This window comes from Flavobacterium panici, assembly GCF_024499525.1.
GTDB lineage: Bacteria > Bacteroidota > Bacteroidia > Flavobacteriales > Flavobacteriaceae > Flavobacterium > Flavobacterium panici.
Map to the genome: position 1 here is coordinate 4,650,314 of NZ_CP100437.1, position 26,081 is coordinate 4,676,394.

General features: G+C 35.5%; 20 protein-coding genes. 10 read left to right on the plus strand and 10 right to left on the minus strand.

Annotation, left to right across the window (positions count from 1 at the left end):
- Nucleotides 1–38 precede the first annotated feature (38 nt).
- Both NLJ00_RS19640 and NLJ00_RS19645 read right to left on the minus strand, forming a co-directional pair.
- Nucleotides 39–962, minus strand: a complete 924-nt coding sequence (locus tag NLJ00_RS19640; RefSeq protein ID WP_256635074.1) for a FecR family protein — start codon at nucleotides 960–962, stop codon at nucleotides 39–41.
- Between the two features lie 116 nt (nucleotides 963–1,078).
- Nucleotides 1,079–1,636, minus strand: a complete 558-nt coding sequence (locus NLJ00_RS19645) for an RNA polymerase sigma-70 factor (RefSeq protein WP_256635075.1) — start codon at nucleotides 1,634–1,636, stop codon at nucleotides 1,079–1,081.
- A gap of 437 nt (nucleotides 1,637–2,073) precedes the next feature.
- Here NLJ00_RS19645 and NLJ00_RS19650 point away from each other — a divergent pair, with 437 nt between their 5' ends.
- Entirely contained in the window at nucleotides 2,074–2,298 is a 225-nt protein-coding gene (locus tag NLJ00_RS19650) for a hypothetical protein (RefSeq protein WP_053472708.1), read from the plus strand.
- Nucleotides 2,299–2,377: 79 nt separating this feature from the next.
- Here NLJ00_RS19650 and NLJ00_RS19655 read toward each other — a convergent pair whose 3' ends face one another.
- The 5 genes from NLJ00_RS19655 to NLJ00_RS19675 all read right to left on the minus strand — a co-directional run bounded on the left by NLJ00_RS19655 (nucleotide 2,378) and on the right by NLJ00_RS19675 (nucleotide 9,387).
- Nucleotides 2,378–2,626: a hypothetical protein gene (locus NLJ00_RS19655; protein ID WP_053472709.1), complete on the minus strand. Its 249-nt coding sequence runs from the start codon at nucleotides 2,624–2,626 to the stop codon at nucleotides 2,378–2,380.
- Between the two features lie 268 nt (nucleotides 2,627–2,894).
- Nucleotides 2,895–4,415, minus strand: coding sequence for a glycoside hydrolase family protein (locus NLJ00_RS19660; protein ID WP_256635076.1), 1,521 nt, complete (start codon nucleotides 4,413–4,415; stop codon nucleotides 2,895–2,897).
- Between the two features lie 122 nt (nucleotides 4,416–4,537).
- A complete protein-coding gene (locus tag NLJ00_RS19665; protein WP_256635077.1) occupies nucleotides 4,538–6,718 on the minus strand; it encodes an HAD-IIB family hydrolase in 2,181 nt (726 codons plus the stop codon).
- Nucleotides 6,719–6,832: 114 nt separating this feature from the next.
- Nucleotides 6,833–8,494 (minus strand): serine hydrolase domain-containing protein, encoded by a 1,662-nt coding sequence (locus NLJ00_RS19670; RefSeq protein ID WP_256635078.1) that lies wholly within the window; start codon nucleotides 8,492–8,494, stop codon nucleotides 6,833–6,835.
- Nucleotides 8,495–8,574: 80 nt separating this feature from the next.
- Nucleotides 8,575–9,387, minus strand: a complete 813-nt coding sequence (locus NLJ00_RS19675; RefSeq protein ID WP_256635079.1) for an AraC family transcriptional regulator — start codon at nucleotides 9,385–9,387, stop codon at nucleotides 8,575–8,577.
- A gap of 138 nt (nucleotides 9,388–9,525) precedes the next feature.
- Here NLJ00_RS19675 and NLJ00_RS19680 point away from each other — a divergent pair, with 138 nt between their 5' ends.
- The 8 genes from NLJ00_RS19680 to NLJ00_RS19715 all read left to right on the plus strand — a co-directional run bounded on the left by NLJ00_RS19680 (nucleotide 9,526) and on the right by NLJ00_RS19715 (nucleotide 21,573).
- Nucleotides 9,526–9,678 (plus strand): hypothetical protein, encoded by a 153-nt coding sequence (locus NLJ00_RS19680; protein WP_165590693.1) that lies wholly within the window; start codon nucleotides 9,526–9,528, stop codon nucleotides 9,676–9,678.
- A 153-nt stretch (nucleotides 9,679–9,831) separates the two neighbouring features.
- Entirely contained in the window at nucleotides 9,832–10,209 is a 378-nt protein-coding gene (locus NLJ00_RS19685) for a response regulator (RefSeq protein WP_256635080.1), read from the plus strand.
- Nucleotides 10,210–10,317: 108 nt separating this feature from the next.
- Nucleotides 10,318–11,769 (plus strand): ATP-binding protein, encoded by a 1,452-nt coding sequence (locus NLJ00_RS19690; RefSeq protein ID WP_256635081.1) that lies wholly within the window; start codon nucleotides 10,318–10,320, stop codon nucleotides 11,767–11,769.
- Nucleotides 11,766–12,197: a response regulator gene (locus tag NLJ00_RS19695; protein WP_053472716.1), complete on the plus strand. Its 432-nt coding sequence runs from the start codon at nucleotides 11,766–11,768 to the stop codon at nucleotides 12,195–12,197. Before NLJ00_RS19690 ends, NLJ00_RS19695 begins: the two co-directional genes overlap by 4 nt.
- A 106-nt stretch (nucleotides 12,198–12,303) precedes the next feature.
- Nucleotides 12,304–18,681, plus strand: coding sequence for a HAMP domain-containing protein (locus NLJ00_RS19700; protein ID WP_256635082.1), 6,378 nt, complete (start codon nucleotides 12,304–12,306; stop codon nucleotides 18,679–18,681).
- A gap of 10 nt (nucleotides 18,682–18,691) precedes the next feature.
- Nucleotides 18,692–19,936: a sensor histidine kinase gene (locus NLJ00_RS19705; protein WP_256635083.1), complete on the plus strand. Its 1,245-nt coding sequence runs from the start codon at nucleotides 18,692–18,694 to the stop codon at nucleotides 19,934–19,936.
- Nucleotides 19,937–20,444: 508 nt separating this feature from the next.
- Nucleotides 20,445–21,008 (plus strand): Crp/Fnr family transcriptional regulator, encoded by a 564-nt coding sequence (locus tag NLJ00_RS19710; protein WP_256635084.1) that lies wholly within the window; start codon nucleotides 20,445–20,447, stop codon nucleotides 21,006–21,008.
- A 175-nt stretch (nucleotides 21,009–21,183) separates the two neighbouring features.
- Entirely contained in the window at nucleotides 21,184–21,573 is a 390-nt protein-coding gene (locus tag NLJ00_RS19715) for a RidA family protein (RefSeq protein ID WP_256637485.1), read from the plus strand.
- A gap of 112 nt (nucleotides 21,574–21,685) precedes the next feature.
- On the opposite strand, the gene NLJ00_RS19720 is transcribed toward NLJ00_RS19715, so the two are convergent.
- Complete coding sequence (locus tag NLJ00_RS19720) at nucleotides 21,686–22,048, minus strand: winged helix-turn-helix transcriptional regulator (RefSeq protein WP_256635085.1); 363 nt, start codon at nucleotides 22,046–22,048, stop codon at nucleotides 21,686–21,688.
- Between the two features lie 80 nt (nucleotides 22,049–22,128).
- On the opposite strand from NLJ00_RS19720, the gene NLJ00_RS19725 reads away from it, so the two are divergent.
- Nucleotides 22,129–23,004 (plus strand): NAD(P)H-binding protein, encoded by an 876-nt coding sequence (locus NLJ00_RS19725; RefSeq protein WP_256635086.1) that lies wholly within the window; start codon nucleotides 22,129–22,131, stop codon nucleotides 23,002–23,004.
- Nucleotides 23,005–23,324: 320 nt separating this feature from the next.
- On the opposite strand, the gene NLJ00_RS19730 is transcribed toward NLJ00_RS19725, so the two are convergent.
- Both NLJ00_RS19730 and NLJ00_RS19735 read right to left on the minus strand, forming a co-directional pair.
- The gene (locus NLJ00_RS19730) at nucleotides 23,325–24,740 is read right to left on the minus strand and encodes a TolC family protein (RefSeq protein WP_256635087.1); all 1,416 of its coding nucleotides are present in this window, start codon (nucleotides 24,738–24,740) and stop codon (nucleotides 23,325–23,327) included.
- Nucleotides 24,721–26,079: an HlyD family secretion protein gene (locus NLJ00_RS19735; protein ID WP_056198520.1), complete on the minus strand. Its 1,359-nt coding sequence runs from the start codon at nucleotides 26,077–26,079 to the stop codon at nucleotides 24,721–24,723. The genes NLJ00_RS19730 and NLJ00_RS19735 overlap by 20 nt, the downstream gene beginning before the upstream one ends.
- Nucleotides 26,080–26,081: the final 2 nt, after the last annotated feature.

Here is a 26,081-nt window from a genome sequence, read left to right on the forward strand (position 1 = left end):
CTAATTACTTCTCACTTTTTACTATTCACTTTTCACAACTATTGAATTTTATAAACCCCGTCCTCTACCTTATATTCGGCGTTTACGATATTGCATACAAGAGCCACAACCTGATCTACAGGAAGTTCTTTGAAATAGGCGTTTATTTTAAGTGCGTTTAGATTTTTGTTTTTAATTTCGATGGCAACATTGTAGTTTCTGTTTATGGTCGCAATAACTTCCGGCAGCGGCGTATCTTCAAAAACAATAATATTTTTTCGCCACAATGAAATCGTGTTTACAGGAACATCTTTAAAGGCTTGCAGTTTGTTGTTTTTTGATTTAAAAACCACTTTCTGACCCGGCGTTACATATACATTTTCTTCTGTAACAGTCGATTTTACGTTTACTCTTCCAGTCATAACAGAAACTTCCTGTGTTCTTTGGTCCGGATAAGCCTGAACATTAAAACTCGTTCCCAGTACTTTGGTATCCATTTTATCGGTGTGGATTATAAAAGGATGTTTTTTGTCTTTGGCTACATCAAAAAAAGCTTCTCCGGTAAGATAAACTTCACGTGTATCTCCTTTAAATTCTTTTGGGTATTTTAAACGGCTTCCGGCGTTTAACCAAATTTGTGTTCCATCGCTTAAAGTCAGTTTAGCGTGTTCGCCCAGCTTTGCAGCATATTCTTTAGTTTCAACAGCATTTATTACTTTTTGATAAAAGAAAAATGATGCACCAAATAATACTAATAAGGAAGCCGCAGCTGCCCAATATTTAGTTTGAAGAAAAATGACCTTGTTTGATTTCTTTATTTGTCTCAATTCTTTTTTTAGTTGGGAACGATCTGATTGTATAGTCTCCATATTCTCGAAAGCTTCATCAGTACGATCGTACCATTTATTCCACATTTCTTGTCCTTTTGGAGAATAATTTCCTCCTAAAAAATGTTTTATTTCTTGTTTTAATTTATCAGGCATTATAATTTCTTTATGTCTTTAATAGTATGTCTTGAGAATTGAAAATTCAGGTAGGTTGAAAAGGTTACGCTTTTGTTAAGAAAAAAGTCGGCTTATCATTTTCGGAAATTTTAAAATCAATTAAACTCTCCTAAATAAGTCCGCATAAATTTTAAGGCGTATGTAATATGATATTTTACCGTATCGATCGAAACGTTAAGCTCGTCAGCAATTTCTTTATTAGAATAATGTTTGATTCTGCTGAGAATAAAAACCTCTTTTGATTTTTTTGGAAGTAACGAAGCAGCTTTGTCAACCGCTATTTGTAATTCATCATAAAAAATAGAATCTTCGGTTGCATTGTGACTGTTATAAGAAACGGTATTTCTATCTAAAACTTCCTGAATATACTGATCTGTTACGGTGTGGGATTTAATATAATCTAAGGTTGTATACCGAACGGAAGTATAGATGTATGCTGCAAAACTTTTTTGAATTACGATCGTTTTACGGCGTTCCCAGATGGTGGTAAAAACTTCCTGAACAATTTCTTCAGAAATAGGAACCGATTTCATCCTTAAATAAACGAAGCGCACCAGCAAATCACGGTATCTAAAATACAGTTCATCAAAAGCTTTATCTTTTCCTTGTTTTAATAATTCAACAAGTTCTTCATCAGAATAACCTTTATACATAATACTTCACTTTATTATTATTGACCGGGAAAATAATGTCTATTAAAACATTTATTTGGTGAAGTATGCTTACTTTGAAAAATGACATATACTGCAATAGTTTGTTTAATAATATGTCTTCAAAATTAAAACTGAGGGTAGGTCGGTTAGGTTACGTTTACATTAATAAAACAGCAGGATTATGAAACATTGTATTAACATTTCGTTTGGTTTGTTACCAATACATTTAAAAAAACGGAAGAGTAAAAATTTGGGATAACTTAGTAAAAGAATTTAAATATTTTCATGTTAACAAACTGAATATGTGAATTATATAACTTTTACAATTTAAACTATAAAATATTTTCCCATTAACAATTCTACATTTACATTCCCGCAGTAAAAATCTGCAAGAACTAAATTTAAACAGCAATTATTAACCTCTAAATACTGATATCATGAAATTTGAAGGCAATGAAAATGACGAAACCACATTTAGAAAACAAGAATCTTTTTGTCTGTATGATTCCATTACAATATGCGACGATCAGGAAATAAGTCGATATTTTAGAGGTCAGAGTAAGAATGTTTCCTGGGATGATGAAGATGACAGCCTTGAGGAAGAAGACAATTATTACGAAGATGAAGAGGAAACCTTAGAGAGCTATGATCGACCGTTGTAAATCTCTCCAATAATAAATAATCATTAAAAGCTATCTGAATTCAGATAGCTTTTTTTTGGTTTTGGTGTAAATGATTTGTTTATTTAAAAACAGTTACTGCATCAGTAAGATTTTGGCTGGAAATAAAATCGGCGATAAAATCTTTTACTTCATTCCTGCTTTCTGCCGAAGTGGCAAAAGAATTAATATGATAATTTTCGTCCTGATCTAATATATGTATTATTTCAGTGTAGCCTTTGGAGATTAAACTGCCTTTTAACTTAATTACATTAAATTGTTGACGTCCGTCTAATTCTTTACGTACTTGTAGTTTTATAGCTCGTTCCATATATTAATATTTAAATTAATTCCTTAACTATTCCTTTATCAAATATAAACATTCGATTATTTAAGTATATAATAATCAATGCAGTAGTTATTAACTGTTTATCAGTATATTATCAACAATTCAGAATTATACTATTAAATTTAAAACATGGAAACCTTCGAAAGCAATGTTTGCTGTAGTTTTAATGAACCATCAAAAAAAGATTATTTAAAAGAAATATTAGAGCCATCAAAAAAGCCATATCAACAACGATATGGCTTTTTCTAATTTAACTCGGATTAATCTGCACCATCCGGCTGTAATCTTTAGAATATTTTTCCGGGTCTGATGCTGCGTATTCATTTTCCGGTTCGGGAATTACATGAATTTTAGAATCACTAACAGATATTACGGCCGAGCAGACATAAATTCCTATTTTGCCTTCGTTATATCTAAAATCCAGCAGAGTTAGTTTTACAACATCGTTTATAGAAAGTTCATAATAATTTCCGTAACGGATAATCTTAAAATAGATTTGCTTATTATCCTGAATTTCAAATTGATTGGTTTGAATGTTTTCAAAAATAAAATTATTCTTAACGTCCTTTTCATTAAATCCCCAAGCCCTGAATTGAACAAATCCGTTTACAAAATCAATCGAAATATAATAAGCTGTTCCTTCTTTATCACATTCAATTACAAATCCTGTTTTTCCCATTCCTTCAACCGCAAGCGTTCCTTCCCATACAAAATCCATTGAAGGTTTTTCGAAGCAGTAAATTTCATAGCCGCTTCGGCATCCAAACCGCCATTTGTTTTCATTTTCCTGAACAAAATTAGCAGTTGGATTTCCCAGAATTGGTACGGGCTGCGGTAAATCTTTTTGCAAAATTGTTTTTTGGTAGAGCTTTTCCCAGTAATAATAAGACTTTAATAAAAGTCTGCCGCTTTTGTCAATATCCAATTCTTTTGGCGGCGGAATTACTCGGTGTGTATTGACATTTCCATCGGCAAAATAAAAATTATAAACTAAAAAATGCGCGCCGTCTTTTACAACTCTCGCTGCATAATTCCCCTGCGGAAGCAATACATTATTATGGAAAGCACAATATTCTCCCTTAAACTCCGGCGCGGACCAATATCGTACTTTAACATCTTCGCGAATGGAGCCTAGTAAATAATGAGTTCCTTTTATTTCGATAACACACGGACACTCAACATCATCATATACATATGGGAAATGCAGCGGTTTTTGCAGCACAAAACCTTCTTTCTCTCTTTTGGCTACACCAATACAGCCGCGTCGGTAAATTGGTCCGGATGCACTTCGGGCGCAAATCAATAAATAATCTTCGCCTTCATACGTGTATTTAAAAGGATCTCTAAAACTAATCCATTCCCGTGGATTGTTAGAAAAACTTTCATAATGTGGTGCTTCACTTTTAAAAGGCAGGCCTTCAAAATTTTCTTTTTCCCAATGAATTAAATCTGCCGAAACTGCCCTGCCTACTTTTTGCTCAATTCCTTTATCCTGACGTTTCAAACCGGTATAATACATTTCGTAACCCTTTTTATCCGATCTTTTGCTTACATGCATTGTCCACAACATATCATCGTCCCATTCTCCAGGATCACCTACAAACAAAGCATTTTTTACTCTTTTCCAAGAAAGACCGTCTTTTGAAACTGCGTGCGCAATATAATCGTGATTGGGAATAATCAAATGAAACAAATGATGCATTCCTTTTTCATCTATAAATACATCAACATCTCCAATTTCCCAATTGCTAAATCCTGAACCTGAATACATTTTATTACTTATTTAATCTGTTAGTATGTTTTTTTTTGCCACGAATTTCACCAATTTTCACCAATTTCAAATTCGTGGAAATTTGTGAAATTCGTGGCTTATTTCTTTTGAATGCCCAACGGTTATTTTATGATTTTATAATATTTCAATCCTTCTAAAATTCCTTCAGAAGCAGAATTCTTAGCAACATAAACACTTTTGGTCGTTTCGTAATCTGCCAGTTCTGCGCTTCTGTTTCCCACAATAATACCTTTTACCAAACCTCTGAACATATCAACATCATTTCCCGAATCTCCGGCAGCAATAACATTCGATAATGAAATATTCCATTTACGGCATAAAAATTTTATAGCATTTCCTTTTGAAGCCCGCTTCGGAATAAAATCCAGATATTGACCATGGCTTGGGATAATATTTATTTTATACCAGCCTGTTCCTAAAGCCTTGATTAATTCGTCGTGATCGTAATCTTCTTTTTCGTAGTAATAGGAAATTTTATAAGGATTCTGAGCTTCTACTTCCTGAAGCCTGATCCATTTCACTTCCTTTAAACGTTCGACAATATCTTCTCTTTTCCATCTTCCGGCTAAGAATTTTGCCCAGCCTTTGTCGAGAATATAATCTTCCCCATTAGTATAATAAATCTCTGTCCCAACGGAACAAATAATAAAATCCGGCAGCGGAAACTCCTCCTCATCAATGATTTTTTTAACCAAAGTCAAATTTCTTCCCGAAGCCATCGCAAAAGCCATCTTATCCGTACGGTTTGTTAAGTGCGCTTTTAATTCCTTTAATCCGGGATTATTTAATTTGGGTTCGATCAGAGTTCCGTCAATATCCGAAACCAATAAGTTTTCGATCTTTCTTTTCAATCGGTCAATATTGATATTTGGATAATGCTGTTTTTTGATTCCGGCTCCGGATGATAAGGATAAATTTTCTTTTACCAATTCCACATATTGATTAACATGGCTTAACCAGCTGTAATGTTTTTGAATATTTATGGCGCCGTTATTCGAATAATATTTCCACTGATTTTCATCAGTTAGAATATTTCGAAGTGCTTTTTTAATTTGATTTTCATCTTGCGGATTCACTAATTCTCCGTTTTGGCAGACTGGAATAATTTCTGATGGCCCGCCATTTTTGGTAACCACAACCGGAAGTCCTGAACTGGCAGATTCTATAACGGTTAAACCGAAATTTTCATGCAAAGCCAAATTTACAAATACACCTCTTTTTTCGGCAGCATAACGGTAAATAATCGAAACCTCATTCTCCACATCATGCTTTTTCGGAATGGCCATTTTTCCGTACAAATCGTATTTGTCCATTTGCAATAATAAATCCGTCAGAACATCTTTTTCAGATTCCGGCATTTTGGCAATGTCTTTACGGATTCCGGCAAAAATGACCAGATTTGCAATGCTCTGCAATTCTTTGTCTTTACCGTAAACATCAATAAGTGTATGGAGATTTTTATGTCGGTCAGGCCTCGAAAGTGCCAGTATAAAAGGTTTATGCGGATTGGTCAGGAATTTTGAAATCGTTTCTGAAACCCAGTATTTTCGCTGTGTTTCTTCTAAATGTTTATCATTATCCGGTTCCTGAAAATAATAAGGAACAAATTTTCTGGTATCGATTCCCGGAGAAATGGCGTGGTATTTTCCTAACTCAAAATTTTTATACGCTTTATAGGTTTCAATTTCCTGTTCGGTAGAAGTAACAATAAATTCCGAAAGTTCAAGTGTCTTTTCCTCAGCCGCAATCCTGGCTTTAAACTTGAATTTCTTTTCCAGTTCTTCTTCCGTAAATCCGCTTTCAAGCAATTTTTTCTTTTTATAAAATCCTAAAGAATGTCCGGTATGCGCAAAAGGAATATTGAGAACCGCAGATAATTCGGCGGCAGCGTAACCAGCATCCCCGTAATGAGAATGAATCCAGTCCGGATAAATGTTGTGCAGTTTAATATGCTGCATTGCTCCGTTTACAAACGTATCAAGATCTTCCCAAAGCAGTTCTTTCGATTTGTATTTTTTTCCTAAAAAAGGAATTCGTCTTATATCTAATTTATCATTAATTACTTCCACAGGAACTGCATATTCCGGCGAAAGCAAAGGATCGTCAATTAATCGTGTAAATAAATGTACGTGCTCAACATCTTTGTGCTGGGATAAAAATTCGGCAAGTTCGTAGACATATTTAGTTTGTCCGCCGTTGTCTGCATCCCGGCCAATTTCAAGACCGGAACCCTTTAAAAGTCCGTGTATATTTATAATTGAGATTCGTAATTTTTTCATCATCGGGCATTGTTATTTTGAAAGCCCAATTTACCATGCCTGCGAAGATTGTAAAGAAATAATTACAGTTTAAATTTACATATTTCCCACATTTGAAAGATAATTTAACCTAAAACATTACCGTTTATAATCTAAAACAGCCGGCAAAATATAATCCTTTACAATTTTTTCTGCCTGAGGATGTGCATATTGTTTATTATATGCTTTTGAAGTAATAATGATCACTAACGCAAGTTCTTTAAAAACTATAAACTGGTTTCCCCCATTTCCGGCACAATAAAACGTTTCATAATTTTTTCCTTCAAAAGCAAAAGTTTTATTCCAAAACAAATAACCGTAGAATTCATTATTTCGTTCCGGAATCTGGATTTGTTTTGTAAAAGTTTTAGAAACCCATTCCGGGCTTAAAACTTGTTTTCCGTTCCACAAACCATTATTTTTATACAATTGCGCATATTTAGCATATTCCAGCGAAGTCATTTGTAAACTTCCAGCCGTATTAGGCACTTTTTGAGGCGTATACTGCCATTGATAATTCGTAATATGTAAAGGTTTAAAAAGCTTTTCATCGACATATTTTTCTAAACCCTGAGGCACACTTTTATTTATAATATCGCCAAGAACCACAACTCCTGCCGTAAAATAATCCCATTGACCGCCGTTTGTTTTGGTTTTATCCATAGGAAGGTTCAGCGCAAATTTTACCCAGTTCTCAGCCGGATACATATTATCTTCATTTCCCGGAGAATCTCCATTGCTGTCAGAACCTTCAAAAGCAGAACTCATTGTGAGAAGATCTCTTATTTTTACGCTGTCTTTTTTAGGTTCATAATTAGTAAACTGTTTTAAATCGTAAAATGTATTTAAAGTCTGGTTTTCATTTTTAATAAAACCTTCATCAATTGCAATTCCCATTACTGTAGAAGCAAAAGATTTTCCAGCAGATCTCGTGTCGTGCAGCGTATTTCTATTGGCATCATTAAAATATTCTTCAAGCAATAATTTACCATTGTTTATTACAACGACACTCGTAATTTCTTTTAAATTATAAGTGCCAATAGCTGAATTTAACTCCTCAATTTTCTTTTTATCAAAAGACTGATTTGAAATTTCCCAATCGCTTCCCGGCTGAATCTGCTGAACTTCAATTTGTTTTTTAGTTAATACAATGGGTTTTATAAGCAGCTTTAACTGACCTTCGGCAATTAAATTTCCTGTTTTTATATTGTCGTCTATTTTAATATAAAGTCTGAGTTCTATTTTGAGTTCATGCGTTCCTGCGTTCAGTGCTTTTTCTCCGCCATTATTTTTAAAACGTTCCCACATGTTCATTGCCCACCAATCTTCTCCTTTTGTACTCGTTAGCGGAACCCTAAATACTGTCGATGTATTTTTGTTTCCGCCAGAACCAAAATTGCAGCCGTGATGAATATTTTCGGTATAAATCAATTTACCGTCAACATAAAAAGAAAACTGAAGATTTCCGGTTTTTAAAAGTGTTTCCGCAGAAAGTTCAGGAGCTAATTGATGTAAATAATTCACTACTGAATTATCCATGAAAACCCTGATATTTAAATCGGATCTGGGTTTAAGTTCAAATGATTTTAAAATGTCTGTCTTTTTATATTCAGCCAGCGGAATATTTCCATTCATAAAAGTAACCTTGCCAATATTGGCTTTATGAATATCATAAGTGATTTCGTCTGCTTTATATAAATCATTTTGGGCCGCAATTTTACCGCAAAAAGACAGTAAAAGAAACAATATTATTCGTGTCATTATTTTAGTTTTAATAAATATTTGAAAAGCAAAACTATATCGTTCCATTCACTAAAAATTGTACAGAATTAACATTACGGTTATTTCTTAAAAAGTATTTTTTTATGTTCTGATGGATTAATTTCATTCATTTCCCTAAAGCAGCGATTAAAATGACTTTGGTCTGAAAATCCGCATTGATAAGCAATTTCAGTAAATGACTGGTTTTGGGAAGACATCAGCGAAAGCGCTTTTTCAACCTTTAATTTCCTAATATATTCGCCCAGATTGCAATGAAAATATTTAGAAAAATCCCTCGACAAATGTATCGGGTGAATATTTAATATCGAGGCTAAATATTCTAACGTAAGAGGTTCTGCAAATTGTTCGTGCAGGATTTCATCCAGCGTTGTTACCCATTTTGGTTTTTTATCTAAAACCGTTTTAAAATTGTTTTGCAAACGTGAAATTATTTCGAGCAGTAATATTTGAGTAGAAATATCAGTACTATTATCGTCTATCTTTGAAGCCCTGAAAACCTTGTACATCAACAATTTAATATCAGGATCTAAAATTTTACTGCTTCCTTCCAGATTTTCGCTGTTTAAACTCAGATTCTCAAACCAGTGCTTTTCAATTTCAAGATGAAAACCTCTCGTAAATCCGTCAGGTTTTATATTATAATGCGCATCCTGCCAGTTATGAAACAACAGACTTCCGGGAGAACAATTGTAGACTTCTTTTTTATTTCCTTCAATAACATTTCCTTCCAGAATAAAAGTAAAATAAGCATGTTCATGGTAATGCCAGTCCACTTTTGGATGTGTGTAAACGGTATCAGTTAAAGTAATTCCGTCGAGATAAATAGTCTTGTTTGTATCGCCGTAAAATTCGCCTTTTTTTGAATGTTTCATCGTTACAGAATTTCAGAAAACTAATGTACATTATTTTGGCATGAGAATTATAGAACAATATTTAAAAATTGTGTAAGAAAATTTTAGGGCATAGTTATACTTTTCAGTCTTATAAATGTTTCACCAAAACATAAATCCATGAAAATACTTTTACCAATCTTCTTAATTGTTATCCTAATTTCAATTTTGAACTACAGCTGCGAATCGCTTTGCGAAGATGATAATTCCAGAAGCAATCATAAAGAAGCTTCAACTCACAAAACAGACACATTAGAAGCGACTATCGATTAAAATATTTTTAAGAATTTTAATAAATTTCTTTCAAAAAACAGATCAAAAGAGATTAAAATTGGCAATATTATTTTTACATTTGAGTAAGAAAAATATTGTCATGCCGTTCGTTTTTAACGAAATATCATCTTTTATAAACACCCCAATATTTATATGAGTTATAAAAACATATTACAAATTGACGATGATATTGACGATTGCGATTTTTTTATGGAAGCGCTTCAGGCAGTTTCCAGTGCTGATTATGTATCGATGCAAAACCCTGTAGAAGCACTCAATAAACTGATCCACAAAAAAATTAATCCCGATGTTATTTTTCTGGATCTTAATATGCCGGTTATGTCCGGCTTAGAATTTTTAATAGAAATTAAAAAGCAGGAAGTCATTAAAGATATTCCTATCATTATTTTCTCAACTTCACAATTTGAAGAAATTAAGCTTAAAGCCAAAAAATACGGAGCAGATGAATACATCTCAAAACCAAGTGATTTCAATGAATTAAAAAAAATACTAAGTCATTATATCGCATAATGTATACTGTGCTTAATTATAACATTCAAACCATTTACTGCGCTGTGCTATTTTTTGCTTTTTTTATTGTTAAACCCTGGTTCCTTTGGTATTCCTAACAGAAAGACAATGAAATTATCAACTCAAATACTTGTAGCTTTTACGCTTATCATTTTACTTTCTGTAGCAGATTCCTATACGAATTACAGGCTGTCTAAAAAAGTACAGCTTAATTCTCAATTTCTTTCAAAATCAGAAGCCGTAATTAGAAATTCGAATAAAACCCACAGGGCCATTCTTGAAATGCAAAGTGCCGTAAGAGGTTATTTTTTAACAAACGATACCACATTTTTAGAAGAATATAATAAAGGAATAAAAAAAGTACCCGAATATCTTAGAGAACAGCGTTCCCTTATTGGCATTGATAATACCCAGCGGTCTATTATAGATTCTATAACACAGCTGCATATTGAGTGGCTTGTATATACATCAGAATTAATCGAAACCAGAAACAATAATCCCGTAGTTTATCAAAACCTTATAGACACTAAATTCAAAAAACATATAGGCAAAAATATCAATGATGCTATTAGTAGAAAGTTCAAACGGTTTGATAAAATCGAATATAAAACACGAAAATACCACAGCGATATGTTACTGCAGTCTTTAGCAAATACCAGAACATTTTCGCTCATATTTTTATCCTTAACCATATTTGTTGGTATTGCAAGTACGGCTTACATCGTTATTATGATTACCAACCGAATCAACTCTATGGTTCGTGTAGCAGATACAATCTCTAAAGGAAAATTTACCATAGTTGAAGATTATAGAAAGGATGAATTAAGTGCGCTTTCTTCCTCTTTAAACATTATGTCGCGCCGACTGGAAAAAAACATTCAGGATCTGGAAAACAAAAATGCAGAGCTTAACAAATTTGCCTATGTAGTTTCTCATGATTTAAAAGCGCCTCTTCGCGGTATTTATAATGTTATCAGCTGGATTGAAGAAGATTTATCAGAAGAACTCTCTCCTGCCCTAAAAAATTATCTGAGCATAATTCCGAAGAGAACGCAGCGCATGGAAGCCTTAATTAACGGTCTTTTGGATTATGCGCGAATCAACCGAAAAACAACTCCTGAATTAGTGGATACCAATATAATGGTTGATGAAATTGCGCAGTCTATTGTTCCAAGGAAATTCAAGTTAGAAATTATTAATCTTCCCGTAATCTTTACAGAACGTTTAAAACTCGAGCAGGTATTTTCTAATTTAATCAGTAACGCGGTAAAATACTCCAATCCTAAAAATCCCCGCATCGTTATAAAATGCGAAAAAATAATGAACGTTTTTGAGTTTTCGATAAAAGATAACGGAATTGGAATTGATCCTGAATACCATCAAAAAATCTTTGAAATATTTCAAACCCTGAGAGAAAAAAATGAAATGGAAAGCACCGGAATTGGCCTCGCCATTGTCAAAAAAATAATTGACGAACAAGGTGAAACCATCAATGTACAATCAAAACTAGGCGAAGGGGCAGAATTTACCTTTACCTGGAGAAATAATAAAGCCGTATGAGAAAGCCAAACATTTTACTAATTGAAGACGATGAACTGGATACTATATCGGTAGAACGTTCCTTAAAAAAATTAGAAATCAAATATATTCTTCATACCGCCTACAACGGACTTGAAGCATTAAAACTATTAAGAGATCCAGAAAATCCGCTTGTGCCGGATGTGATTCTTCTGGACATTAATATGCCCAGAATGAACGGAATTGAATTTCTTAGAATCATAAGAAGCGATGAAAATCTAAAAGACCTAAATGTTTTTATTATGACGACATCTTCTGAAAATAACGACAGGGTTACCGCCGAAGAACTAGGCATTTCAGGATATATCATTAAACCATTGAATTACAATGACAATACAAAAAGACCCGATTCAATGGATGCTTTTGTACAATTTCATCTAAGGAAAATTTTATTAAATGAAAATACTTAAATTTAATAGAAATTTCAATTTTTTAAAATTCCAAATTCCAATATCAGAAATCAGAAATAATCTAAAATCTGAACTCTAAAATCAAAAATATACCAAGCCGCCAATTATGAAAAAAGCAAAACACACCGATAAAGCACCAGAAAATGAGGTTTTGATCGCACTGCCAATCATAACAGATGAAAAAAAACCATCTGGAACCAAAGTAAAAAAAATCGAACCCGAAGAATCTATTCTTAACGATGCCGAATTTTTAAAGATTTTGCTGAAAGTTAAAAACGGAAACTTCTCGCAGCGTTTCCCAACCGATCAAAACGGAATAAAAAGATCAATCTGCGATACTTTAAACGAAATTATCGACCTTAACGAAAGAATGGTTTTTGAATTTCAAAAGGTTGGAAAAAGCATTGGTAAACAAGGAAAACTAACCAATCGCGTGGTTCTTGACGGTGCACGTGGCTCGTGGAGTTCGTGTGTTGAATCTGTAAACACCTTGATTTCTGACCTGGTTCACCCTACTATCGAAATTGCACACGTAATTACATCGGTGGCAAAAGGAAACTTATCTCAGGAAATGCCTTTATCTATTGAAGGAAACCCGCTTCAAGGAGAATTCCTTAGAATTGCAAAAGAGGTAAACGGAATGGTGAAACAGCTGAACCTTTTCTCGATGGAGGTTACCCGTGTGGCGCGTGAGGTTGGTACAGAAGGAAAACTTGGAGGTCAGGCAAAAGTTCGTGGTGTGGGCGGTGTTTGGAAAGATTTGACCGATTCTGTAAATAAAATGGCGAGTAACTTAACTGGTCAGGTACGTAATATTGCCGATGTAACAACAGCGGTGGCAAAAGGAGATTTATCTAAAAAAATTACCGTTGACGTAAAAGGAGAAATCTTAGAATTAAAAAATACCATCAATACCATGGTGGATCAGCTGAACTCTTTTTCTTCAGAAGTAACCCGTGTGGCTCGTGAAGTTGGTACAGAAGGAAAATTGGGCGGACAAGCGCAGGTAAAAGGTGTTGGTGGAACATGGAAAGATTTAACGGATTCGGTAAACCAAATGGCATCGAACCTTACTGGACAAGTACGTAACATTGCCGATGTAACAACTGCCGTAGCAAGAGGAGATTTATCTAAAAAAATTACCGTTGACGTAAAAGGAGAAATCTTAGAGCTAAAAGATACCATCAATACCATGGTGGATCAGCTGAACTCCTTCTCTTCTGAGGTAACTCGTGTATCACGTGAGGTAGGTTCTGAAGGAAAACTGGGAGGTCAGGCAAAAGTACGAGGTGTGGGTGGAGTTTGGAAAGATTTGACCGATTCCGTAAATCAGATGGCATCCAACTTAACCGGTCAGGTACGTAATATTGCTGAGGTAACAACAGCCGTAGCAAAAGGCGATTTATCTAAAAAAATTACCGTAAACGTTGAGGGAGAAATTCTTGAACTAAAAAATACCATCAATACTATGGTGGATCAGCTGAACTCATTCGGTTCTGAGGTAACCCGTGTGGCGCGTGAGGTAGGTTCTGAAGGAAAACTGGGAGGTCAGGCAAAAGTAAAAGGTGTTGGTGGAACATGGAAAGATTTAACCGATTCCGTTAATCAGATGGCGTCCAACTTAACCGGACAGGTACGTAACATTGCCGAGGTTACAACCGCCGTAGCAAATGGTGACCTTTCTAAAAAAATTACGGCTGTAGCCGAAGGGGAAATCCTCGAATTAAAGAAAACCATCAATACAATGGTGGATCAGCTGAACTCCTTTTCTTCTGAGGTTACGCGTGTGGCACTTGAGGTAGGAACCGAAGGAAAACTGGGAGGTCAGGCAAAAGTAAAAGGTGTCGGCGGAACATGGAAAGATTTGACCGATTCTGTTAATCAAATGGCATCGAACTTAACCGGACAAGTACGTAATATTGCCGAAGTAACAACAGCCGTAGCAAAAGGCGATTTATCCCGCCAGATTACGGTGGATACAAAAGGAGAAATCTTAGAGTTGAAAAATACCATTAATACAATGGTGGGTCAGCTGAACTCATTTGCGTCTGAGGTAACCCGTGTGGCGCGTGAAGTTGGTACCGAAGGAAAACTGGGAGGACAAGCGCAGGTTGAAGGTGTCGGCGGAACTTGGAAAGATTTAACAGATTCCGTAAACCAAATGGCATCCAACTTAACCGGACAAGTACGTAATATCGCCGAAGTAACAACTGCCGTAGCAAAAGGAGATTTATCGCTCCAGATTACGGTTGACGTAAAAGGAGAAATCTTAGAGTTAAAAAATACAATTAATACGATGGTGGATCAGCTTCGAGGCTTTGCTTCGGAGGTAACAAGGGTTTCGCGAGAAGTTGGTACCGAAGGAAAACTTGGAGGACAAGCAAACGTTCCCGGAGTTGCAGGAACCTGGAAAGATTTAACTGACTCTGTTAATCAAATGGCAGGAAATCTTACCGCACAGGTACGTAATATTGCCGATGTGGCGATTGCCGTGGCCAACGGAGATATGTCCCGAAAAATTACTGTTGACGTTCGCGGGGAAATTCTTCAATTAAAAGAAACCCTGAATACCATGGTGGATCAGCTTCGAGAATTTGCCTCTGAGGTAACTCGTGTGGCGCGTGAGGTGGGTACCGAAGGAAAACTGGGAGGACAAGCAAATGTTCCCGGAGTTGCCGGAACATGGAAAGATTTAACAGATTCTGTTAATCAAATGGCAGGTAACTTAACGACTCAAGTACGTAATATTGCTGAGGTTACGATTGCCGTAGCCAATGGAGATATGTCGAAAAAAATTACGGCCGACGTTCGTGGAGAAATTCTGCAATTAAAAGAAACCGTAAATACCATGGTGGATCAGCTTCGTGCCTTTGCCTCTGAGGTAACTCGTGTGGCACGTGAGGTAGGTACTGACGGAAAACTGGGCGGACAAGCGTTTGTTCCCGGAGTTGCCGGAACCTGGAAAGATTTAACGGATTCCGTTAACCAAATGGCATCGAACCTTACCGGACAAGTACGTAATATTGCCGATGTAACCAAAGCCGTAGCAAATGGTGACCTTTCCAAACAAATTACCGTTGACGTAAAAGGAGAAATCTTAGATTTAAAAAACACCTTCAATACGATGGTGGAACAATTAAATTCATTTGCATCTGAAGTAACACGTGTGGCGCGTGAAGTGGGTACCGAAGGAAAACTGGGAGGACAGTCTGAAGTAAAAGGTGTTGCCGGAACCTGGAAAGATTTAACGGACTCGGTTAACGTAATGGCATCTAACTTAACGGGTCAGGTTCGTGGAATTGCTAAAGTCGTAACATCTGTAGCAAAAGGAAACTTAAAACAAAAATTATCTATTGATGCAAAAGGTGAAGTAGCACAGCTTACGGATACTATTAATGAGATGATTGATACACTTGCCACCTTCTCAGATCAGGTAACAACAGTTGCCCGTGAAGTAGGTGCCGAAGGAAAACTGGGAGGGCAAGCAAACGTTCCCGGAGCATCTGGAACTTGGAAAAACTTAACCGAAAACGTAAATCAGTTAGCGGCGAATCTTACCACTCAGGTACGTGCTATTTCTGAAGTAGCATCGGCGGTAACGCAGGGAGATTTAACGCGAACAATTGGTGTTGAAGCAAAAGGTGAAGTTGAAGCTCTTAAAGATACTATCAACCAAATGATTTCAAACCTAAAAGCAACTACTTTACGTAATCAGGAACAAGACTGGTTGAAATCGAATTTAGCTAAGTTTACGCAAATGCTTCAAGGGCAAAAAGAGCTTAAATCGGTTACCATGAAAATCCTTTCTGAGCTTGCCGCGGTAGTTACTGCACAGCACGGACTTTTCTATATTTTGGAAGAAGGCGAAGAATTCATGGATTCTAAACTGAATTTAATTGCCTCTTACGCTTACATTAAACGAAAAAATTCACCTACCTCCTACGCTATGGGCGAAGGACTTATAGGTCAGGTTGCTGTAGAAAAAGAACGAATTATTTTAAGTAATGTCCCAAAAGATTATATCAGAATTAATTCCGGATTAGGAGATGCCAAACCAAAAGACGTAATTATTCTTCCGGTTTTATTTGAAGGAAGACTTAAAGCTGTTATTGAATTGGCTTCACTTGATACCTTTAGTCAGACACACTTAGATTTCCTTGAAGGATTAACAGAAAGTATTGGTATTGTATTGAATACTATCGAATCAAATTCAAGAACTGAAGAATTATTGGTACAGTCACAATCATTGGCAAGCGAGCTGAAAAGCCAGCAGGAAGTGTTAAAAAATACCAACGAAGAGCTGGAAGAAAAAGCTATTTTATTAGCCAATCAAAAAGAAGAGGTGGAACTTAAAAACCAAGAAGTTGAAGTTGCCCGTAAAGCTTTGGAAGAAAAAGCAGATCAGCTTACTTTGACATCAAAATACAAATCTGAATTCCTGGCGAATATGTCGCACGAGTTAAGAACACCGTTAAACAGTTTGCAGATTCTCGCCAACGAATTAATTGCCAACCGCGACGGAAACTTATCCGAAAAACAAATTCAGTTTGCTAAAACAATCAACTCTTGCGGAGATGACTTAATTCAGTTAATTAACGATATTCTGGATCTTTCTAAAATTGAATCCGGTTATATTTCTGTGGATTACAACCCGATTAGTTTTGCAGAAATCAGCCGATTTGTGGAGTCGACCTTCAACCCTATTTCTCAGGCGAAACATCTTAATTTTGAAATTATGATGGATCATAATCTTCCTGAAGTTATGGAAACCGATTCACAAAGATTGAATCAGATTCTTAAAAACCTGCTTTCGAATTCATTCAAGTTTACTGAAAAAGGAGGCGTAAGATTAAATATTTACAAAGCAGATAATAACTGGAAAACGAAAAACGCAAGTCTGGAAAATGCTGAAGCTGTTGTTGCTTTTGAAATTTCAGACACCGGAATTGGAATTTCCAAAGAAAAACAAAACATCATTTTTGAAGCTTTCCAACAGGCAGAAGGTTCTACAAGCCGTAAATATGGAGGAACCGGTTTAGGATTATCCATCAGCCGCGGGCTTTCTGATTTATTAGGAGGAAGCATCGAACTGGAAAGTGATACCAATATTGGAAGTAAATTTACCTTGTTTTTACCATTGAAATTCGTTTATATTCCAGAATTGGAAGACATTAATGTAAATGAAGAAACCAATGTTCTTCACGCCGGAAAAAGCCGTTTAAAATCACTTCCGTCTGCAAGTTTCAAAAAATCTGATATGGATTTATATTTTGTAGATGAGGTTGGTGACGATAGGACTGATATTAAACCAAATGACAAAATTCTTTTAATTGCCGAAGACAATGTCACCTTTGCTAAAATATTACTGGAAAGAGCACATCAGCATGGCATAAAAGCGATTGTAACGACACGCGGAAATGATGTGGTGGATTATATCAATCAATTTCAGCCGCACGCCATTACAATGGATTTAAACATGCCGGACACCAGCGGCTGGAAAATCCTCGACCGATTAAAAACAGATTTCACGCTTCGTCATATTCCGGTTTATATTATTTCAGGAGAAGATGAAAGAAACAAAGGTTTGAAACGCGGTGCCCGAAACTTTTTCCTTAAACCAGTCAAAAACGAATTATTGACTTCTCTTTTCAATGATATTCAGGATTTCAAAGACAAGAAAGAAAAAAATCTTCTTGTAGTGGATGATAATGAATTTGAACTGGAACGAATTGTTGAAGCTGTTGAAGGCGAAGACATTTTGGTCTCAACTGCCTTAACGGCAAAAGATGCTGTAAAATTGATACAGGAAAAATCATTCGATTGTATTATATTAGACTTAATGCTTCCTGATGCCGATGGTTTAGATTTAATAAGCGATTTGGAAAATAATATCAGCGGACAGGAAACGGCTATAATCGTGCATTCTGCGGGCGATGTGAATAAAAAACAGCGTGCTAAACTCAGTCGTTTTGCACACAGCATTATTACAAAAAGTGCCACATCTATCGATGAATTAGTAGATCAGACTGCCTTGTTTATGCATCGTATACACAAAGATCTGCCGGAAAGTATGAAAGACAGAATCGAAACGTATTATTTAAAAGAAGATGTCTTAATCAATAAAAAAGTACTTTTAGTAGATGATGATGTTCGAAATTTATTTGCACTTACAACTGCTTTAGAACGTTTTGGTTTAGATGTTATCAGCGCAGAAAGCGGCCACGAAGCGATTGATATTTTGAGTCAGAATCTAAAAATTGATATTGTTTTAATGGATATTATGATGCCGGAATTAGACGGTTATGAAACCATGAAAATCATTAGAAAAAACATAAAACATAAAGACTTAACTATCATTGCCGTAACAGCAAAAGCAATGAAAGGTGACAGACAGCGCTGTATCGAATCGGGCGCATCAGATTATATTACAAAACCGGTTAATGTTGAACAATTATCCTCTTTAATGAGAGTGTGGTTAAAATAATTCCCCTATTATGAAAGGCCAGAACCCCATAGAAGAATATCCGGTTAAAATATTAATTGTCGACGACAAGAAGGAAAACCTACTTTCACTTCAGGTCATACTTGCAGATAAGGGATATGAATTTGTAGAAGCAACTTCCGGGAAAGATGCGCTGCGAATTCTGCTCAAAAGTCAGGATTTTGCAATAATTCTTATGGATGTGCAAATGCCGCTTATGGATGGATTCGAAACTGCCGAACTCATTCGTCAAAGCGACAAACTTAAACATGTGCCTATCATTTTCTTGACGGCAAATATGAACACTACAGATTATATTTTTAAAGGATATCAGTCTGGTGCTGTTGATTATATGATTAAACCTTTATCTGCAGAAATCCTTCAGGCAAAAGTGATGGTTTTTACCGAATTGTATAAGAAAAACAGGGAATTACGCCTTAGAGAAGAAGAAGCCACAGCACTTAATGCCAAAATCACAAAAGCAAATGAAGAACTGGCAGCGCAATATATTGCTATAGAAAAATATGCAACTGAGTTAAAAAAGAAAAATACGGAACTTGATGCTTTTACTCATATTTCAAGTCATGATTTACAGGAACCGCTGCGTAAAATTCAAACTTTTACAAACATTATCCTTGCAAAAGAATATCCAAATTTGAGCCCGGATGGACAGGCAAAATTTGAACGAATCTTATATTCCACCAACAGAATGCGGGAATTAATCAATGATCTATTGACTTTTTCCCGAACAAATATTACAGATCGTATTTATGAAAATACGGATCTTAATATCATTATTGAAAATGTAAAAGAAGCGCTTCGGGAAAATATTAAGGAAAAAAATGCTTCGATTATTACGAATCTTCATGGTAAAATAAATATCATTCCGTTTTTGTTTATTCAGCTTATAGAAAATCTGGTAAACAATGCCTTGAAATTTTCTCAGAAGAAAATTCCGCTTCAAATCGAAATCAAAAGCCGAATCGTCAGCGGTGAAGAATTACAGAATGATAAATTATCGTCAGCAGAAAACTATTGCCACATTAGTTTTAAAGACAATGGAATTGGTTTTGAACCGGAACACAGCGAAAAAATATTCGGTGTTTTTCAACGTTTACACAGTCGCGATATTTATGACGGAACGGGAATTGGTCTTGCCATCGTAAAAAAGATTGTCGAAAATCATAATGGTATTATTAATGCTACGGCAAAACCAATGGAGGGCGCGACGTTTAATATTTATATTCCGCAAAAATGAATTGAAACCGGATCTACAATATGAACTGGATTAAAATCCAGCCCTACAATATAAATCGAGCCTTCGGCTCTTTATTTTGATGCCGCAAAATATCGATCGTATTTAAATCCCAATTTTAAAATTCCGAAGGAATGATTTATATTGTAGGGCCGGATTTCAATCCGGTTTAACGATATGTTTGATTTCAATCTGGTTTAATATCATTGTAACGCGGGATTTCAATCCGGTTTAATTTCATTGTACACCTAAAATATCATAACCCAAACTGGATTAAAATCCAGCCCTACAATATAAATCGAGCCTCCGGCTCTTTATTTTGATGCCGAAAATTATAGATCGCATTAACACCCAGAATGTAAAATCCCGAAGGGATGATTCATATTGTAGGGCCGGATTTTAATCCGGTTTAACGACGTGTGTGATTTCAATCCGGTTTAATTTGATTATGGCTATCTGATTTATTTTACCTTTTTGATCATCGAAAAATTTAAATATCTTTGACCATAACATGCAGGAAAAACTTCGGGAACATATCGAAAAAATAATAAAGCTGACAGATGAAGAATTTTCATTTATCAGTCAGCATTTTATCACTAAGAAATTCAAAAAACATCAATTTTTAATTCAGGAAGGCGATGATGTAAAATATGCTTATTTTGTCATTTCAGGACTTTTAAAATTGGTTTACACCGATGAATCCCCAAAACAGCATATTGCTTCCTTTGCTATGGAAGATTGGTGGGAAAGCGATTATTATGCTTTTTTCACTCAAACCAAAGCAACTATGTCTTTAGAATGTCTTGAAGATACAGAAGTGCTTTGTTTTACCCTCGATGATTATAAAGATCTATGTGATAATTCCCCTAAAATGCTTCGCTTTCTTCTGGAGAAAGCTAACTTTGGGTTCCTTGCCTCACAGCGTCGTATTCTTTACTGGATGACTTCTAATCCAAAAGAACGCTACGAACAGCTTTTAAAACAATATCCATCTCTTTTTCAGCGCGTTCCTAAAAGCCTTATCGCTTCTTATTTAGGCGTCTCTCGCGAAACCTTAAGCCGTTTATCTTCGTAAATGTGACATTTCGCACATTATAATCGTGACAAATGTCAAGACCTGTTTCCACAAGTTATTTTCAATTTTGCAGTATAAATTTTAAACTGTAATCGTGAAAACAACAACAAAACTTTTAGGATTATTATTAATCACAACAATGCCATTATTGGCACAAACTAAAAAAGGAAATCAAATGGAAAAAAGAGTTATCAATCCGTGGAAATGGCAAAATGAACGTAGTTATAACCAAGCAGTTGAAGTAAAAAATCCGCAGGGAACATTATATGTTTCAGGACAGACCGCAATAAACGCCGAAGGAATTTCAAGCAATGAAAACATGGAATCACAGTTAAAACTGGCGATCCAAAATCTGGAACAAGTAATCACCGAAGCAGGTTACGAATGCAGCGGCATCGTGAGATTAACGATCTGCACTACTGCAACTTCAGAGCTTTGGCCTCACTTCAATATCCTGCAGGAATGGATTGCAAAACACAACATTCAGCAAGCCACAACCTTAATGGAAGTAAAAAGCCTTTTTGAAACCGTTAAAGTAGAATTGGAAGCGACAGTTGTTAAGTGATTTTAGGTGCAAAGGTACAGAGGGACAAAGGTACAAAGGCAGCTTCTTAGATACTAAGATGCTAAGATTTTTTCTAAAACCTTTGTTACTTTGAACCTTTGAACCTTTGAGCCTACAAAAACTCCCCATCCTTAACTTTAAAAGCCCACGCTGCCATTGCTTCAATAACAGGCAGTAAACCTTGTCCGGCGTTGCTGAGTCTGTAGGTTACAAAAGGAGGAACTACAGGTTTTGCTTCCCTGATTACAAGACCATCGGCTTCTAATTGTTTTAAATGCTGAATGAGCATTTTTTCTGTAATAGCAGGAATTTCTCTTTTTAATTCGCTGTAACGTTTCATTCCGCTTGATAAATGCCAAAGAATAATAGGTTTCCAGTAACCGCCTATTTTTTCCATTACAAACGTAACCGGGCATTTTTCCAGTGCATATTGCTTATTTTCCTGAATTGTCGATGATTCTTTAATTGCTGTCATGATACATACTATAGGGTAAGTACTTGTATAAAAGTAAGTGCAAAGATACCTTTGTAACTGTAATAAAAAAAATTATATATATGAAAATTATAGTAACAGGTTCTTTAGGGAACATAGGAAAACCATTAACTACAAAACTTGTCGCTGCTGGTCACGACGTAACCGTAATAAGCAGTAATGCCGACAGAAAAACAGCAATCGAAAATCTGGGCGCAAAAACTGCAGTAGGTTCTGTAAGCGATGCAGCATTTTTATTGGAAACATTAAAAGGTGCAGATGCTATTTTTGCCATGACACCTCCAAATTTAGGCGGAGCAAATGTTATTGCAAATACTGAAAACGCTGGAAAATATTTTGCAAAAGCAATTGAAGAAGCACAAGTAAAAAGAGTCGTTATGTTAAGCAGTATTGGCGCTCATTTACCAAACGGAACTGGCCCAATTGCAGGACTTCATAAAATTGAAGAAATATATAAGGAACTGAATACTTCTGTAACTTTTTTAAGAGCAGGTTTTTTCTTTACTAATTTTTATAATGATGTTCCGATGATTCAGGGAGCGGGAATTATTGGTTCTAATTATCCATCAGAAATAACAATTCCGTTTGTGCATCCAGTAGATATTGCTCAGGCTGCCGCAGAAGAATTGCAGCATACTCCGGCAGGAAAAAATATCCGATATATTATTAGCGATGTTCGTACTCCGGGTGACGCTGCAAAAGTTTTGGGTGCTGCAATTGCAAAACCAGAATTACCATGGGTAGAATTTACAGATGAACAAGCTCTTGGCGGAATGGCACAAGCCGGAATTCCGGAAGAAATTGCTAAACTTTATGCTGAAATGGGAACTGGTTTAAGAAGCGGAAAAATCATTGAACATTTCTTATCAAGCAATGCTTCTGTTGACGGGAAAATAAAACTGGAAGATTTTGCGAAAGAATTTGCCAGTAAATTTTAATTAAAAAATAAAAAGGGATTGTGTCAAAAGTCGAAACAATCCCTTTTTATTTTATGTCTTTGTTCCGTAGGAACATTTCATTGGTAGAAAAAATTATATTGTTGTCATTGTTTACGTTCCATAGGAACGTTTGATTTTGACATTTTTTTTTCAATAATCTAACATCTCAAACGTTCCTATGGAACGTAAAATGTCGTTGGGCATTATTTTTCTACCGACGAAACATTCCTACGGAATGATAACATGATTGTCAAAAAATAAAAAGCTAAGTTTTAGTTTTTCACTCAATGATTAATGTATAACATTTTAGAAAATTCAAATTAATCGGGATTAGCCAATATTTTATACAACTCAGCATTTGAAATGTAAAACTGATTTTCAATACTAATTTGAGACAGTTTTGCGCTTACCAAATTATTCTCTCTCGAATTAAGCAAAAAGATCGAGCTTTCGCCGAAGGAAAATAACTTCTCTTCAGAATTAAGCATTGTTACATAATCTTTTACCAAATTGTCAATTACATTTTTCTGCCTTTTTAAAGAAGCAATTTCAGTTTGCTGTGCTTTTATTTTGTTTTTCAATTCCAGTCTCTGCTGTTCAATATCAAACTTTAAATCCTGAATTTTTAGTTTTGCCATTTTCAGGCTTCCTCGCTCCTTTCTCAAAAAAATCGGAATGCTGAAATCAATATTAAACTTATAATCATCGGCATTAAAAGAATCAAAATAAGAAGGCTCAGAAATATAATTGTAGCCTACATTTAATTTGGGAAGAAGCGAATTGGCTTTCAATTGTCTGTTAACTTCGAGCATCGACATTTTAGTTTCTAAAGCCTGAATTTTAGGATGCGAATCTAAAGTTTCAACATTGACCATCATCGCATCTGTTTTCAGCGTTTCTTCTAAAGTCAAAATTAAATTTTCTTCCGGTTTCACCATATCTCCCAATTCAACAGGCACATTTTCAAGCCATAAATAATTAGACAAATACAATTTCGCTTTAGCTAATTTTAGATTCGCGTTTTCAACATTTAATTCCCGGTTTCGAACTGTAATTCCGGCTTCAACGCTGTCAATTGCAGGAGAATCACCAAGTTCGATTAGTTTTTTTACACCTGTAAAACGTGTGCTGGCAAAACCAAGATATCGCTTATAAAGCTCAGCTTCATTATAGCTTTTTCTCCATTCAAAATACGCTTCGCTGGCTTTATACAAAACCTCAATTGCTCTTAGTTTTCTTTGTGCGTCGCTTAATTTTAACTGCAGTTTTCCTTCGCGGACATCTGCCATTCTTTGGTTGATGAACATTCCCTGCCCCAGAGCCACGCTCACTCCTAATGAAGTTAATCCATTATCCGGCGTACGATTCTGCGGATTATAATATTGTCCGTCTGTATCGTCAAATCCGGCTTTGATTTCGATTCCGTACCAAGTTGGGATTTTGAAACTGCTGTTTAAAATCGAATAATATTCTGTTCCTTTAAACTCTTTTTTATTGTAATCGACTTCAATTTTCGGATCAAAACCACCGCGCGCCAGCATTAACGCTGCCTGCGCATTGCTAATTTCAAGATTCGCCTGTTTTACCAGCGGATGGTATTTTTTTACATATCCTAAATATTCACTGTAACTCAATTCTTCCTTATTAAAATCCTGACTATAAGCAGAAAAACCGAATAAAAACAAAAGAGAAAACAGTCGAACTATAGTCTTAAATTTATTTTTTGTCTTTTCCATTTTTTGCCTCCTTTTCATCTGACTTATAATAATTTGGCGGAAATCCATTTAAGTTTCGCCATATTTCATACCAAACCGAAACCGTTTCTAATAAAGCAATACTCTGCGCTCCTGCTCCAATGCTTAATTCTTTCGGCCATTTTTCATCTTTGTTTCCATCTGGTGAAATCAAAACCCTGTATTTTCCATTGGCACTAATAAAATTTTCAATTGCCACTACCTTGCCGCCAAAAGTTCCGTAGGACAATCCCGGCCATCCAGAAAATACAATTCTTGGCCATCCATCAAACCAAACACGCACTTTTGCACCGCGATGCACTAAAGGAAGATCGATAGGATCAACATACGTTTCTACCGCAATATCATAACTTGCCGGCATAATGCTGATAATTGGCGTTCCTTCTTTAATTGTCTCGCCAAGTCCGGCCAGTAAAGCACGGTTTACATATCCGCTTTGCGGAGCTGTTATGTAATACAAACCATTTCTAATACTGTAATTTACGTATTGATTTTCCAGTTTATTTACCTGAGCTTTTGTATCATATTGCGTGCTTAAAGCGGTGAATTTATCACTTCTTGATTTTGATATTTTTTCAGAATATTCAGCCGTGATGCGGTTTATTTCTACTCTTGCATTTATCAATTCGTTTTTACTGCTCAAAAGTTTATTTTGCTGTGTAATAATATACGCTTCAGATTCTTGCAGTTTTAATCGTTTTTGTTCTACATCTGTAAGCGGTTTTAAACCTTCTTTATTCAATGCAGTCGAACGGTCAAATTGTGTTTTTGCGATTCTTAACTGCGTTTTTACCGCTTCAAGATCCATGCTGTCACTTTTAATTTTCAGCTGGGCTTGTTTGATTTTATTTTGAGCCTGTTGCAGTTTCAATTCTCTTTCCGTATTAAGCGACTGTGCCTGAACGTTAAGCGAACTTACTTTATCAGCATATGATTCTACAGCCATTTTTTTGGCATCAACCTGATCTTTTGTATTTCCAACTAAATTTGGATCTAAATAATCTTCTTTAGTTTCAGAAATAAACAAAATCGTATCTCCTTTTTTTACATAATCCCCTTCCTGAACATACCATTTTTCAATTCTTCCGGCAATAGCATTGTGAACAGTTTGTGGTCTTTGATCTGGTTTTAAAGTTGTTACAGAACCGCTTCCCGAAATATTTTGTGTCCACGGAAGAAAAAGGCAGGCAATGCAGAAAATTAAAAATCCAACAATTACTCTATTTAAAATTTTATAGTGCGGTCTGCGGGCAACTGCGGTAATCGATTTGTATTTGCCCGGCGTTATAAGTACGTTATTATCTTTAGATATATTAAGCATGA

Excerpts from the sequence above, each read along its gene's own strand:
- NLJ00_RS19640 (WP_256635074.1), bottom strand. The coding sequence starts at position 962 with ATGCCTGATAAATTAAAACAAGAAATAAAACATTTTTTAGGAGGAAAT.
- NLJ00_RS19645 (WP_256635075.1), bottom strand. The coding sequence starts at position 1,636 with ATGTATAAAGGTTATTCTGATGAAGAACTTGTTGAATTATTAAAACAA.
- NLJ00_RS19650 (WP_053472708.1), top strand. The coding sequence starts at position 2,074 with ATGAAATTTGAAGGCAATGAAAATGACGAAACCACATTTAGAAAACAA.
- NLJ00_RS19655 (WP_053472709.1), bottom strand. The coding sequence starts at position 2,626 with ATGGAACGAGCTATAAAACTACAAGTACGTAAAGAATTAGACGGACGT.
- NLJ00_RS19660 (WP_256635076.1), bottom strand. The coding sequence starts at position 4,415 with ATGTATTCAGGTTCAGGATTTAGCAATTGGGAAATTGGAGATGTTGAT.
- NLJ00_RS19665 (WP_256635077.1), bottom strand. The coding sequence starts at position 6,718 with ATGATGAAAAAATTACGAATCTCAATTATAAATATACACGGACTTTTA.
- NLJ00_RS19670 (WP_256635078.1), bottom strand. The coding sequence starts at position 8,494 with ATGACACGAATAATATTGTTTCTTTTACTGTCTTTTTGCGGTAAAATT.
- NLJ00_RS19675 (WP_256635079.1), bottom strand. The coding sequence starts at position 9,387 with ATGAAACATTCAAAAAAAGGCGAATTTTACGGCGATACAAACAAGACT.
- NLJ00_RS19680 (WP_165590693.1), top strand. The coding sequence starts at position 9,526 with ATGAAAATACTTTTACCAATCTTCTTAATTGTTATCCTAATTTCAATT.
- NLJ00_RS19685 (WP_256635080.1), top strand. The coding sequence starts at position 9,832 with ATGAGTTATAAAAACATATTACAAATTGACGATGATATTGACGATTGC.
- NLJ00_RS19690 (WP_256635081.1), top strand. The coding sequence starts at position 10,318 with ATGAAATTATCAACTCAAATACTTGTAGCTTTTACGCTTATCATTTTA.
- NLJ00_RS19695 (WP_053472716.1), top strand. The coding sequence starts at position 11,766 with ATGAGAAAGCCAAACATTTTACTAATTGAAGACGATGAACTGGATACT.
- NLJ00_RS19700 (WP_256635082.1), top strand. The coding sequence starts at position 12,304 with ATGAAAAAAGCAAAACACACCGATAAAGCACCAGAAAATGAGGTTTTG.
- NLJ00_RS19705 (WP_256635083.1), top strand. The coding sequence starts at position 18,692 with ATGAAAGGCCAGAACCCCATAGAAGAATATCCGGTTAAAATATTAATT.
- NLJ00_RS19710 (WP_256635084.1), top strand. The coding sequence starts at position 20,445 with ATGCAGGAAAAACTTCGGGAACATATCGAAAAAATAATAAAGCTGACA.
- NLJ00_RS19715 (WP_256637485.1), top strand. The coding sequence starts at position 21,184 with ATGGAAAAAAGAGTTATCAATCCGTGGAAATGGCAAAATGAACGTAGT.
- NLJ00_RS19720 (WP_256635085.1), bottom strand. The coding sequence starts at position 22,048 with ATGACAGCAATTAAAGAATCATCGACAATTCAGGAAAATAAGCAATAT.
- NLJ00_RS19725 (WP_256635086.1), top strand. The coding sequence starts at position 22,129 with ATGAAAATTATAGTAACAGGTTCTTTAGGGAACATAGGAAAACCATTA.
- NLJ00_RS19730 (WP_256635087.1), bottom strand. The coding sequence starts at position 24,740 with ATGGAAAAGACAAAAAATAAATTTAAGACTATAGTTCGACTGTTTTCT.
- NLJ00_RS19735 (WP_056198520.1), bottom strand. The coding sequence starts at position 26,079 with ATGCTTAATATATCTAAAGATAATAACGTACTTATAACGCCGGGCAAA.